At 54.9% G+C, this 12,995-nt stretch carries 11 protein-coding genes; 7 read left to right on the top strand and 4 right to left on the bottom strand.

All coding sequences use genetic code 11. The features are described 5' to 3' along the window. The first annotated feature begins 65 nt into the window (after window positions 1-65). The 5 genes from NFC81_RS05045 to NFC81_RS05025 all read left to right on the top strand — a co-directional run bounded on the left by NFC81_RS05045 (window position 66) and on the right by NFC81_RS05025 (window position 5,303). Window positions 66-1,118, top strand: a complete 1,053-nt coding sequence (locus NFC81_RS05045; RefSeq protein WP_304996445.1) for a LacI family DNA-binding transcriptional regulator — start codon at window positions 66-68, stop codon at window positions 1,116-1,118. Window positions 1,119-1,278: 160 nt separating this feature from the next. Next, window positions 1,279-2,391: an extracellular solute-binding protein gene (locus tag NFC81_RS05040; RefSeq protein WP_304996444.1), complete on the top strand. Its 1,113-nt coding sequence runs from the start codon at window positions 1,279-1,281 to the stop codon at window positions 2,389-2,391. Between the two features lie 104 nt (window positions 2,392-2,495). Beyond that, the gene (locus tag NFC81_RS05035; RefSeq protein WP_304996443.1) at window positions 2,496-3,608 is read left to right on the top strand and encodes an ABC transporter ATP-binding protein; all 1,113 of its coding nucleotides are present in this window, start codon (window positions 2,496-2,498) and stop codon (window positions 3,606-3,608) included. After that, window positions 3,601-4,488, top strand: a complete 888-nt coding sequence (locus tag NFC81_RS05030; protein WP_304996442.1) for an ABC transporter permease — start codon at window positions 3,601-3,603, stop codon at window positions 4,486-4,488. The genes NFC81_RS05035 and NFC81_RS05030 overlap by 8 nt, the downstream gene beginning before the upstream one ends. Further along, the gene (locus tag NFC81_RS05025; RefSeq protein ID WP_304996441.1) at window positions 4,485-5,303 is read left to right on the top strand and encodes an ABC transporter permease; all 819 of its coding nucleotides are present in this window, start codon (window positions 4,485-4,487) and stop codon (window positions 5,301-5,303) included. Before NFC81_RS05030 ends, NFC81_RS05025 begins: the two co-directional genes overlap by 4 nt. A gap of 76 nt (window positions 5,304-5,379) precedes the next feature. On the opposite strand, the gene NFC81_RS05020 is transcribed toward NFC81_RS05025, so the two are convergent. After that, window positions 5,380-6,249, bottom strand: a complete 870-nt coding sequence (locus tag NFC81_RS05020; RefSeq protein WP_304996440.1) for a DMT family transporter — start codon at window positions 6,247-6,249, stop codon at window positions 5,380-5,382. Between the two features lie 204 nt (window positions 6,250-6,453). On the opposite strand from NFC81_RS05020, the gene NFC81_RS05015 reads away from it, so the two are divergent. After that, the gene (locus NFC81_RS05015; RefSeq protein ID WP_304996439.1) at window positions 6,454-8,370 is read left to right on the top strand and encodes a methyl-accepting chemotaxis protein; all 1,917 of its coding nucleotides are present in this window, start codon (window positions 6,454-6,456) and stop codon (window positions 8,368-8,370) included. Window positions 8,371-8,384: 14 nt separating this feature from the next. Here the strand turns inward: NFC81_RS05015 and NFC81_RS05010 are convergent, their stop codons facing one another. The 3 genes from NFC81_RS05010 to NFC81_RS05000 all read right to left on the bottom strand — a co-directional run bounded on the left by NFC81_RS05010 (window position 8,385) and on the right by NFC81_RS05000 (window position 11,795). Continuing rightward, a complete protein-coding gene (locus tag NFC81_RS05010; protein WP_304996438.1) occupies window positions 8,385-10,331 on the bottom strand; it encodes a M48 family metallopeptidase in 1,947 nt (648 codons plus the stop codon). A gap of 6 nt (window positions 10,332-10,337) precedes the next feature. Then, window positions 10,338-10,934, bottom strand: coding sequence for a LemA family protein (locus NFC81_RS05005; protein ID WP_304996437.1), 597 nt, complete (start codon window positions 10,932-10,934; stop codon window positions 10,338-10,340). A gap of 159 nt (window positions 10,935-11,093) precedes the next feature. Beyond that, window positions 11,094-11,795 (bottom strand): HAD family hydrolase, encoded by a 702-nt coding sequence (locus NFC81_RS05000; protein ID WP_304996436.1) that lies wholly within the window; start codon window positions 11,793-11,795, stop codon window positions 11,094-11,096. Window positions 11,796-11,971: 176 nt separating this feature from the next. Between NFC81_RS05000 and NFC81_RS04995 the strand changes: the two genes are divergently transcribed. Continuing rightward, complete coding sequence (locus NFC81_RS04995; protein WP_304996435.1) at window positions 11,972-12,883, top strand: LysR substrate-binding domain-containing protein; 912 nt, start codon at window positions 11,972-11,974, stop codon at window positions 12,881-12,883. The last annotated feature ends 112 nt before the right edge of the window (window positions 12,884-12,995 follow it).

Here is a 12,995-nt window from a genome sequence, read left to right as displayed (position 1 = left end):
TCGATTGCAATCTTGATTTATTTGTCCATAATGCCATTTTCCATCAGCGCCAAATAATTAACATTATGCCCAAATCACTCATCAGCGGCGTTTCAATGGCCGATGTCGCCCGGCACGCTGGAGTGTCAGAGTCTACGGTATCACGTGCCCTGAACAACAACCCGGCGATTAAATTGGCAACCCGCCAGCGCATTCAGCAGATCGCCCAAACCCTGGGCTACAAACCCAACATCGGTGCGCGCAACCTCCGCCTGCAACGAAGCCACATTGTGGCCGTGGTTATCAATCATGATGGCGCAACAACGCAAAGCCTGGCCGACCCGTTCATGACCACCATCACCGCAGCCATCGCCGATGCCTTAAATGAGCGCAACTACGGCTTACTGCTCGCCAGCTCGAACCTACAACCCGGCACCTGGTACGAACACCTGCTGCATAATGGCCGCGCCGATGGCCTTATTGTTATCGGTCGCGGCACTGACGACGCGCGCTTCGCCGACCTATTGGCCGCTGATGCGCCCTTTGTGGTTTGGGGGCAAGCCGATAGTGACACCGCCTACACCTGTATCGGCAGCGATAACTTTATGGGCGGGCAACAAGCCGCGCAGCAATTGCTGTTGTCCGGCCGCTCACGCCCGCAATTTCTCGGCAACATACAGCATGCTGAAATCAGGCAGCGATATGCGGGTTATCAGCACGCTTTTCGCCAAGCTCACATTGCGGTGCCACCACCGATATCGACGCACGGTTTTGCCCCCGAGCATGGCTATAAAGCCCTAAAACACTGGCTGGCGCGGCATGAAGACTCGTGCGATGGTCTGTTTGCCGCCAGCGACAACCTAGGACTAGGCGCGCTGCAGGCACTCCATGAAGCGAGCTTTCAGATACCCGGTGATTTGGCCGTTGTCGGCTTTGATGACATCGACATGGCGGCTGTTAGCATCCCGCCTCTAACCACTATCCATCAAGAGATCAAGCAAGGCGGTAAAAGGCTGGTCAATGCGCTGATGGACAAGCTCGCAGGACACAAAGCAGACTCCTGTTTGATCCCTACTCGGGTCGTTATACGTCAATCTTCGTGCCACATTGGCAATAGACCGCCAATTAATGACTTATAAGAACTATTGAAAACCTATAACAATCCATTAATTACTTTTAGTCACCTTTAAAATCTATCATCCCCGATAACTTTATCTTGTCATCAAAAAGTCATAGTTTCGTCGGATAGTAAATTGAACAAGCATTCAATCTACTGACCTAAGAAATGGAGCCGCAACAATGACAATTTCAAGACGTAAATTTCTCAAAGGTACGGCCGCCGCAGGTGCACTTGCTGCCAGTCCGTTCTACATCAACAGTGCATTGGCACAGAGTCGCGAACTGCGCATTTACGCGTGGGCAGGTTACATCACCAACGAAATGCTGGATGATTTCCGGGCTAAAACCGGCATCAACGCCACGTTTACGCCCTACGGCACCAACGACGAGTTATTGAACTCGTTGCGCGCCACTGATGGCAGTGGTTTTGACATCATCATGCCGACCGTCGACCGGGTACCAGGTTACCTCGATTTCGATCTGATTCAGCCCCTAGACGAAAGCCGCATCAACTGGGACGGCGCCCTGGAAAGCGCAATCACCGGTTCAGAAGTCGGTGGTGTCGTCGGTGGCAAGCGCTACTTCGCGCCATCTGACTGGGGCACTGAGGCCATTGCCTACAACACCGAGTGGACCAACATCAACCGCGACACCTTAAGCTACGGCGACCTGTGGAAGCCTGAACACGCCGACGGTGTGACCGTACGCGGCCATTCAGCCTTAGCCGGTATCGGCTTGTGGTTAGAAAAACAAGGCAAGCTGCCTTACCCCTTCTTGGAATCCTACAAGAACGAAACAGCGATGCGCGCTAACTTCGATGTCATCTTGAAGGTAGCGACCGAGCACAAACACATGATCGCCCAGTTCTGGGATACCGAGAACGAAGCTCAAGGGGCGTTCCGCGCTAATGGTGCAATCATTGGTCAAACGTGGGACAGCACCGCGTTTAATCTGATCCAAGAAGGCGAGCCTATTGCTTACGCCGCGCCGGTCGAAGGTGCCATGGCTTGGATGGAAGGCTTTGTAATGCCCAAGAACGCGCAAAACGTCGATGCCGTTTATGAGTTCATCAACTGGTACTACACACCGGAAGCGGGCGCGATGTTCGTGAAGGCTACGGGTTACAACTCAACGTCACGCGGTGCCGACGCCTTGTTGCCACCGGAAACCAAGGCCTTCTTCCAGAACTCTTACACCCAACGCGATCTGGACAACCTGTGGTGGTGGCCAATTCAAGAGCCATGGTATGTCGCGCTGCGCAATGAATATCAGGACCGGTACTTATCCGCCTGATAAATTCGCCCCTGCGTTAAAACAGGTCGGGCACATGCCCGACCTTATCCGTTAAAAAAGGGGCAATGTTTTAGGAAGTTTCTACACACGAGGAAGTATGAACCATGGACAGCAGTGTTCATCTCAATAACGTAAAAATGAAGTTTGACGACTTCACCGCCGTACAAACCACCGACCTCCGGATCGAGTCGGGTGAATTCTTTAGTTTTCTAGGCCCTTCCGGTTGCGGTAAAACCACTATCCTGAACATGATCAGCGGTTTCTTACAGCCCACCGAAGGCGCTGTCCACATTGGTGGCAAAGACATGACCAAGGTTTCGGCGAACAAACGCCCTACCTCCATGATCTTTCAAAATCTAGCCCTGTTTCCGTTGATGAGCGTAGCCGAGAACATCGAGTTCGGTTTAGAAGTGCGCGGCGTCAGCAAAAAAGAACGCGCCAAGGTATCTGACCGACTCTTGGAACTGGTCGACCTGCCCGGCAGCCGCAACAAGAAAATCGCCGATCTTTCCGGTGGTCAAAAACAACGCATCGCCATCGCCCGTGCGCTCGCGGTAGAGCCACAAGTATTGTTACTGGACGAGCCGCTGTCTGCGCTCGACCTCAAACTGCGCCAACACATGCGCGCCGAACTGAAAGAGATTCAGCGTAAAACTGGTATCACCTTTATCTACATCACGCACGACCAAGGCGAAGCGCTGACCATGTCCGACCGCGTTGCTGTTATGTCGGCCGGTCAACTGCAGCAAGTGGCTGACCCCATCACCCTGTATCGTCAGCCCGCAACCCCCTTTGCTGCCGAGTTTGTCGGCGAGAACAACCGCATTGAAGGCACCATTCACAGCGTTCAGGGTAACGAAGCCGTGATGGACTGCGGCCCACTGGGCAAGCTCTCTGGCATCACGGCGCACCCGATGCAAGCGGGAGACAAAGCGGCGCTGTTTATTCGCCCTGAGCTGTTAAGCCGCGAGGCCGAGACCCACAACCGCTTAACCGTTACCGTACGCGAGCTGAATTTTGAAGGCTCTGTACTGATGATGACCACACACAGCAATGCCAACCAGCAGCCGATCAGCGTGCAATTGCGCAGTGATGTGGACCCGCAACTCCTGCGCCCCGGCACCAGCATTGACCTCAGCTATCGCACCAGCGACGCCGTTGTTATGACAGGGCATAGCATGGCAGGGAACAGCATGACGGGGGAACCGCATGTATAGTCAACTGGCCGGTCGATTTGGCGCACCCGTCGCCATTGCCATCTTGCTACTGTTGTTTGTCTGGTTGATGGGATTGGTCGTTCTGCCTCAGTTGTTGATGATCGACTATTCGCTCAAGCCCAACTTACTGCCCGCTCAGGTTGGCGGACCGGAAGACTCCTACACACTGAGCAACTACGTCACACTGTGGAATAACGACATTCACCGCACCATCTTCTTTAAAACGATTTGGTCCAGCCTGCTGGTCGCGGTACTCACACTGATTGTCTGCTACCCCGTGGCCTACTTTCTCGCCAAGGTCGCCACGCCGGGACAAGCGGCCTTGTGTATTCTGCTGTTAATCATTCCCTTCTGGATCAACGAGATTCTGCGCACGTTTTCCTGGTACATCATTCTGTCCTTTCGCGGCCCCCTGAACGCGCTACTGCTGGCTATTGGGGTTATTGATCGCCCGATCCGCTTCTTGTCGGGCGACGGTGGCGTCATGGTCGGCATGGTATACGCCTACATTCTGTTTATGGTGTTCCCGCTGTACAACGCCATGGAAAGCCTCGACAGCAATCAGGTGAAAGCAGCCCGTAACCTCGGTGCTGGCTGGATTCGCACGCACTGGCGCGTCATCATTCCACACGCCAAGCCCGGTATAGCCACGGGTGCCATCATGGTGTTTATGCTGTCAGCCGGTAGTTATGCAGTACCTGCCTTGCTCGGTTCACCCGGCAGCCGCTGGTTCACGCAGATCATCTACAACTGGTTTTTTGAAGGTGGTAACTGGAACCAAGGCGCGGCTTATGCTTTCGTCTTGTTGATTCTCTGTATCGGCTTTATTGCCTTGGTAATGCGCCTGTTTAAAGTAGGATTGGGAGATATCGCCCGATGAGTTCACAAAGCATCCTGAAGTGGGGCGTACGCGCATACTTGGCGTTCTTCTTCATCTATCTGTTTACGCCCCTGATCATCATGTCGTTGGCGACTTTCAACGACAGCCGCTTCCCCACCGTCTGGCCATGGCGCGGCACCACGTTACGTTGGTTCGTTGACCTCTATCACGACAGCAGTATGTGGGAAGCGTTGCTCAACAGCATCAAGGTTGCCGCTGGCGTCCTGGCTTTGGCAGTACCCATTGGCGTGGCCTGCGCGCTCTTTTTGTCGACCTATCACGGACGCAGCAAGAACCTCATCTATGGCGTGATGTTATCGCCGTTACTCACGCCGGGGGTCATTATCGGTATCTCTACCCTGATTTTCTGGCGCCAGCTGGGCGTCAGTGGCGGGATATTCTTGACCGTGGTGGCACAAACCACCTTCATTGCAGCTTACGTCATGCTGTTGGTGTTGGCTCGCTTACAACGGTTTGACCGCACTCTGGAGCGTGCAGCACTGAGTTTGGGCGCCAGTCATTTTCAGGTGTTCCGACGCATTATGCTGCCGTATTTGATGCCCGCCATCTTGTCGGCGGCGGTCATTGCGTTCCTGCAGTCGTTCGAGAACTACAACACCACGCTGTTCGTACGCGGCTTTGACACCACCTTAACGGTGTACATTGCGTCTAAGGTTCGCACCGGCTTAACGCCTGCGGTGAACGCCTTAGGGCTGATCATGATACTGCTGACGGTGGTGTTCGCAGTGGCCTATGAACTGAAGCGGCGTGGCGAAACGAGAAGAGCTGCACGCCGGGCCCTGGCCGAGCAATAGCTCGGTTTCCCGGCGCCGCGGTTAGGTCGGCTGGTCGTCGTATCTTCAACAACGCCAGCTTAAGAAGATGAGCATGTTAGCCTTTACCAGCAGCGCGGTGCTCACGCACCGACTCATAGATCGCCGCCGACACGATAATAACCCCGCCCACTACCGTACTGAGGGCGGGGATTGCCGCCAGAAGCAGCACCCCATAAAGCGTTCCGTAGACCGGCTGCAAACAGGCCACCAAGCTCGCCGTTTTGGCCTTCAAATAGCGCAACGTATGCGCAAACAGAGTGTGCGACACCGCCGTAAATCCAATCCCCAACGCCAACAATAACAGGACGTCATTCGGTGACGGTTCGTATGTTGTGAAAAACAGCAAGGGCGTCATACACACCGCCACCACCAATACCTGATAGCTCATGGTGCGCGCCGCCGATACCCCACTGAACCAATGCCCCTGCAACACGTTACGCAAGGCAAAGAGAAAAGCCGACAGCACACCCCAAAACACCCCCTGTGTCGCACTGTTCGACAGATTAAATTCCGGGACTAACAAGTAAATACCCACCAGTACCAACAAGCCACTGACCACATCCTGCCAGTCTATCCGCGTGCGTTTGATCCAGGGTTCCAGAAACACGGTGATCACCGGGTAGGAGTACAGGGAAATCATGCCGATAGCGATACCCGCCACCTGCATGGCATGGAAGAAGGTTATCCAGTGTACTCCCAGCAGCACACCCAATAGAATCAACCGGCCATAGTCTCGCCGCGCCGCCATCAAGACGGTCTTTTCCCGCCAGATTACCCAACCAAAGAGGCCGAACACTGCAATCCAGGTTCGATACAACGTAATGTCCCATGCGGGTAACTGAATCAACTGAGAAAAAAGCCCCGTCGCCCCCATCAGCAATACGGTGATATGTAACGTAACCAACGCAGAACGACGACTCGTCATTTTATTGTCTGTCCTTTTGTCTCGAATTTCACCCATTTAACGCCAGTCTTTTGACGCAATGTAATGAATTAATATTTTTAAAAACTAATGAAACCAGCAGACGGCCAACCCCGTAAACCGAGACAGAAGTTCAGAATTTTTCAACCTGCTGTCTCATAAAAACAGCAGCGATCACTGGGCCCCTATCGGAGAGGACCACGTACCATGACCATCGCTAAAAAGTTTGCTCTAGCTGTTGCGGGCATCATTGCGGGCCTTGCCCTAATTTTTGCCTTACTCTCATCGATCAGCGCATCGGTTCAGCTCTCCGAGCAAGCCGATGCGAACGCTAATCAAATGCAACGTGAAGTCATTCGACTTTTGCGTCTGACAGACAGCCTCATCGAAAACCAAGTAGAGGCTTCGGTTAAAACACTACGCCAAGAAGCACTCGAACTGGGCACGCCTCAACTGGGCAACACAGTGACCGTGAGCGGACGCAGCGTACCTGACCTGTTGTTCGGCAACAACGCCCAAGCGAATAATTATGCGCTGGTTGACCGCGTGGCTGAACTCGTAGGTGGCACGGCCACTGTATTTGTGCGCCAAGGCAATGACTACGTGCGCATCGCGACCAATGTGATCAACAATGGCCAGCGCGCCACTGGCACCACACTGGACCCCAGTGGGCGAGCCATCCAGGCCATCAATCGCGGCGAATCCTTCTACGGTTTGGTTGATATTCTTGGCACGCCCTTTCTGACCGGTTATGAGCCCTTGCGCAACGCGCAGAATCAAGTCGTCGGTATTTTGTACGCAGGCTTCCCTGCCGACTTCGCCGAACTGGAAGATGCCATCAGTGGCCGCCGGCTATTGGACAGTGGTTTTGTCGCCCTGCGTGATGCCAATGGCAACGTTCGATTGCATTCGCAGCATCAAACCACCGATCGCGTGAACGCAATCTTGGCTGGACAGGTACCCGGCTGGCGAATAGATAGTGCCGGCTTTGACCGTTGGGGCTATCAAGTGATCACTGCTTTTCCGGAGAGCGAACTGGCTGCACGAATTCGTGGCGATATCGGCACAACGCTTGTGTACATTGCCATTGGTGGCATCCTATTACTGGGCATCCTGCTTTTCTTACTCAACCGCATCATCAGCCGTCCTTTGGCAAGCACCGTAGACCGCATGGAAGACATCGCGGAAGGTGACCTCAGTGTTCGCCTGGACGCCTCCAGCAAAGATGAACTGGGCGACATGGCACGTGGATTCAATCGCATGCTGGAGCGCTTACAGGGCACCATATTGGACATCAGCGCCGGCGCCCAGCAATTGTCTGCCGCCGCCGAGGAACTGGCGACCGTATCGATAGACAGCAATCGTTCAATCGCCGAGCAAACCGCAGAAACCGAGCAGGTCGCCACGGCGATGAATGAAATGAGCGCCACCGTATCCGAAGTTGCCAAGAGTACCGAACAAGCAGCCGTGGCCGCCAAAGAAGCGCAGCAAGAAGCCAGTTCCGGCTCTGCGGTCGTGCGTGAAACCATCACCAGCATCGAGAGCCTCGCCGACGATGTGGAGCGCGCAGCGGAGGTCATCAATGAACTGTCCGTCGCCAGCAATGACATCAGCAAGGTGTTGGAAGTAATCAAGAACATTGCTGAGCAGACTAACCTGCTCGCCCTAAACGCGGCCATTGAAGCGGCCCGTGCTGGTGAACACGGTCGCGGTTTTGCCGTAGTGGCTGACGAAGTTCGCTCGCTGGCCAGTCGCACGCAGCAGTCAACAGAAGAAATTCACACCATGATCGAGCGCATTCAGAGTGAATCGTCGCGGGCCGTGAGTGTGATGGAGAACGGCCAGAAGACGGCCGACCACAGCGTACAAAACGCCCAGTCATCACGCGAATCACTGAAGGCCATTTTGGCGGCAGTCGACAGCATCAATGAACTTAACACGGAAGTCGCCAGCGCGGCAGAAGAACAAAGCGCAGTGGCCGAAGAAATCAGCCGCAACATTACTAACATCCGCGATGCCGCTGAACAAAACAGCAGCAACTCGGATCAGTCGATGCGCGCCAGCGAGGAGCTGGCCAAGCTGGCGACCATGCTGCAGCAACGCATCAAATACTTCCAGGTCTAAAGCCGAGCGGCGACTCAGCTCGACAGCAGCGGTGGCATGGGGCAATCCAATGCATCAGCCACCGCCCTAAACAACTCGGCCTCGGCCACCGTGATCTCTCCGTCATGCTCAACACAGCGCGCTAAGGCTTTTAACAACTGCGGCTTTTGCAATGGGCGCAACTGGCTCAACGTTGCCAAGGCTTGATTCAGCTTGGTAAGCGATGCATCAGCACGAGCGACCAGCGGCGGTAAGCGCACACTGAGCGTGCCCGCTGCTGCGCTGTAAGCCGCTTGCGCTTCCTCATGATCATCCTGACCGGCATGCGCCAACAACGACAACAGCAGTCCCGCTTCGGGTAAGCACTGCTTCAATTGTTTGTTAGTTGCCGGCGGGGCATGGTCTTCCAGGTTGTGAATGATGATGCGATACAGCGCCCACTCCATCAAACTGACCCGTCCGTCGGCGCGCACCAGCAACCCAAGGTTCTTTTTGAACACCGGATACTGAGATGCACTGAGTTCTTTCAGAGCTGGCAGTGCAAGCTCGATCAAGGGCAAGCGGTAGCGTTCATCCAGACGATCAATTTTCTCGGCGTAGCGCAACAAAGCCCGATAGGCCTCTGGGGCTGCATTTTGCTCTAATAGGCGCAATTGCTCGGTGCGTACATTACGGTCTTTGTGCAGCAGCAAACCGTAGATCAAGCCGCGAGCCGAATAGCTGTCGTGCGCGGCGGCCCGCAGTTCATCGTCTAGCGCGGCAAGCGTTTGTTGCGCGTACTGCAGGTGCGCCGCCGAGGGCTGGCCGATGGCATCAATAGCGGCTACAGCGGCCAGTGGCGCAAAGCCACCTAAACCCGCACCCCCTTGTTGCGCGTTGGCTTGCGGCGCATCGGCGGCTTGCTGTTGCTCAGGTGACGGCGGCTGTACCACCGGAAAGCGACCATCCCAGCTGGGTTCCAAACGTCGAATTCGGTCCGGTAACGGCGGATGAGTGGCCATCATACTGCTCAGGCTGGTGCGCACACCTTGACCGAAAAACATGTGGCTGAACTCAGCGGCGTTGACCGCCTCGACTTGCGAACCTCCGGCATGGCCACCGATTTTGCGCAACGCTCCGGCAATACCGCTGGGATCACGCGTGAACTGCACCGCTGAAGCATCGGCCAAGAATTCACGTTGACGGCTCACCGCCGCCTTAATGATGTTGCCAAAAAAAGTACCGGCGTAGCCAATCAGCATAAAGGCCGCGCCTAAGCCCAACATGGCAAACACTGACTTATCGTTGCTATTGCGCGAGCGCCCAATGGCACGATAACGCACGCTGCGCACCAGCATCTGGCCAATCAACCCGATCAACAAGATGCCGTGCAGCATGGACACCAAACGAATGTTCAGGCGCATATCACCATGAAAAATATGGCTGAATTCGTGTGCAACTACGCCTTGCAGCTCACTGCGGTTTAATAACCGGATGCAGCCACGGGTGATACCAATCACGGCATCTTGCGGCGAATGACCGGCGGCGAAGGCATTAATGGCGTTGTCCTCCAGCACATACACCGGCGGCACCGGCGTACCCGAAGCAATGGCCATTTCTTCAACCACGTTGAGAATGCGCTTTTCGTCCGCATCGTTCGTACTGACGTTGATCAAACGGCCACCCAGCGCCTCGGCGACTGCACGCCCACCGCTGTTGAGTTGTAAACGCTTGAACAGGCTGCCCAACACCACCACCGTGATAATGCCCAAGGCAATGCCACCAATGAGTGGCCAATCGACCAGTTTGAGTACCTGTACCATGCCGACATTACCGCTGCTGTCGATCTGCACATAGGCCGGTGCCACCTCTTCAAAGGCGAATAACACACCGACCACCACCACGGTAGTGACCACAATCAGGCTGGCGACCGCCGCCACCAGCAACACCACCAGCCAGGTGGTATTCCGCTTGGCGCGGTCTTGCTGCTCGAAGAAATTCATAAGCGCTTAGAAGGAAATCTTAGGCGCGGCCTGGATCGCGGCGCTGTCTTCAAATTCCAGCAGCGAGGCGTCTGGGCCATGGCCGATCATGCCCGCGAAGACCACCGCCGGAAAACTTTGCTTCAGTGTGTTGTAGCCCATCACCGCGTCGTTAAACGCCTGACGTGCAAAAGCCACTTTGTTTTCCGTGCTGGTCAGCTCTTCCGACAACTGCTGCATGTTCTGCGACGCTTTTAGATCCGGATAGGCTTCCATCACCACATTCAAACGACCTAACGCGGCACCCAAGGCACCTTCGGCACCGGCCAACTGTGCCATCGCACCGGCTGCGCCTGGGTTCTCAGCCGCCGCCTTTAAACCTGCAGCCGCCGTGTTACGCGCAGCCACCACGGCCTCAAGGGTTTCACGCTCATGCTTCAAATAACCCTTGGCGGTTTCAACCAGATTCGGAATCAGGTCATAGCGGCGCTTCAGCTGTACTTCAATTTGCGCAAACGCGTTCTTATAGCGGTTCTTCAGCGCCACGAGCTTGTTGAAAATACCCACGATGTAGAACACCAGCAGGGCCACAACAACAAAGACGACAATGGTAGAAATTTCCATAACGGTTCCCTCTATAGAAGAATCAGGACAGGTTCAGAGCAATAATAGTTGGTAGCAATATAGCACGGCATTTGCCGATACCGTAATGCCTGGTCCACGCTTTCGCTCAGGCTTTTCTCCACAATGTCGAACGGTTCCAAATTCTGCTTTTAGGGTTCGTTACCCGTGGCTCACCAGGCTCTCTGGCGCAGACGCGGTAGGGGTAAGCGACATCACCGGCCAGCCACGCGCTTCTGCCTCCGCGCGCAAGAGTTCGTTGGGATTCACCGCGCAGGGATGTGATGCAAACTCCAACAAAGGCAGGTCATTGTGCGAATCGCTGTAAGCATAGCAATCAGCAACCGCCAGACCCTCTTGGGCTAGCCAACGCTGTACTGTCAGCACCTTACCTTCCCGATAGGTTATGTCGACTTCCGGGCATCCGGTGTATAGGCCTTCGCGCTGCTGCACTGGCACACCAAACACGGTATCAAAGCCCAAAAACGTACCCCAGGGTTCAACCACGAAGTATTCGCTCGCCGAATTGAGCACCAAATGGTGCCCCGCCGCACGATGCCGCTCTATCAATGCCCGGGCACCCGGCAATAACGCGTGCAACAAACGCTGGTGGACAAACTGCTGTGCCAAGCGCTCGACATCGCCCACCGCTCGGCCCTTTAGTGGGGCTAAGGTCAGCTTCAAATAGTCACGCATATCCAACAAACCTTCATCGTATTGCTGCATCAACTCAGCATGACGATGCTGTGCCGCTGGGTCACTTACCCATCCAAGCTCTTGCATAAATCCCCACCACGCCGCCGAGCTATCCAAGCTGATCAGCGTATGGTCCAAGTCAAATATCGCGAGGGTGATTGGCCCCATGGTCGTCCTCATTTGTGAACACATCTGAAGCCGAAGTCTGCATAGATTCGCGCCCTGAGCACAGACATTGGCGCTAAGGTTTAGCCCAATAATTTCTATGGTCAAAACACCACCGAAACAATTCGGTCACATTGACGCCATAAAGTGCACCTTCGACGACAACGAATTCGGACAATATGGTATCTCTCCCACCCCTAAATTCTTTGCGTGCTTTTGAAGCTTCTGCTCGTTTAGGCAGTTTTACTCAGGCCGCCGAAGAACTGAACGTTACTCAAGCCGCCGTGAGTCAGCAGGTGAAGCTGTTGGAGCATCACCTAAAAACGGCACTCTTCGTCCGCGAAGCCAAAGGGGTTCGTCTGACTGAGGCCGGGCGCAGCTACCAACCGGTCTTAACGCAATCGTTTCACACCTTGCGCATTGGCACAGAAGAATTGTTTGGCGAGCGCGGCAAGACCCTGCTGTCGGTCCGGGTCTCCAACTCGTTTGCGGAACACTTTCTGGCTGCGCGGCTGCCACGCTTTTTGGCCGACTACCCTCGCTTTCGTGTGCGCATCTATTCCTCTCCGTGGAGCACCTGCGCCAATGATGAACAGGCTGACATCGAAATCTGCAATGGCTACGGCGACTGGGTGAACCGCCAAGTTGAGCGCCTCACACAAGAACATTGGCTCGTCATCTGTAGTCAGCAGACGTTGTCAAAGCGCGGTCCGGTGACCGATGCAACAGAGTTTCTCAACTGGCCAAGGGCATCAGTAATGGGTTACCGCGAAGGCTGGGCTCAATGGTTTCACAAGCAGGGGGTTCAGCACCTACCCAACCCCAGTCATTTAGAGTTCGACACCACCACACTGGCAATTCGCGCAGTAATGAGTGGTGATCTGGTCCTGATGGCACGTAGCTTCTTGGTTGCTGACGCGCTTGCCGAAGGCACCTTAGTACAACCGCACAGCGGCATCCTGCCAACCCAAGGCGGTCACTATATGGTGTGGCGTAACGGCGACCAGCGCCCCAAGGTCACCGCGTTTTGCGACTGGTTGCGCCGTGAACTGGCACTGCACTCGGCGCAGGCGCAACGCCGTGGCGGCTAATTGTTTAACGAAACCAAATACTAAATTTTGCGGATGGCATAAGAATTTCTTAGCCATATTCGACCCCAGCGTCACTGAGACGTCACACAGCAAGCCTACATTGAGCCCGACG

This window comes from Salinispirillum sp. LH 10-3-1, from assembly GCF_030643825.1.
Classification (GTDB): domain Bacteria; phylum Pseudomonadota; class Gammaproteobacteria; order Pseudomonadales; family Natronospirillaceae; genus Salinispirillum.
The sequence above is the reverse complement of the archived record's forward strand: the minus strand, read 5'-3'. Positions and strand labels throughout refer to the sequence as shown.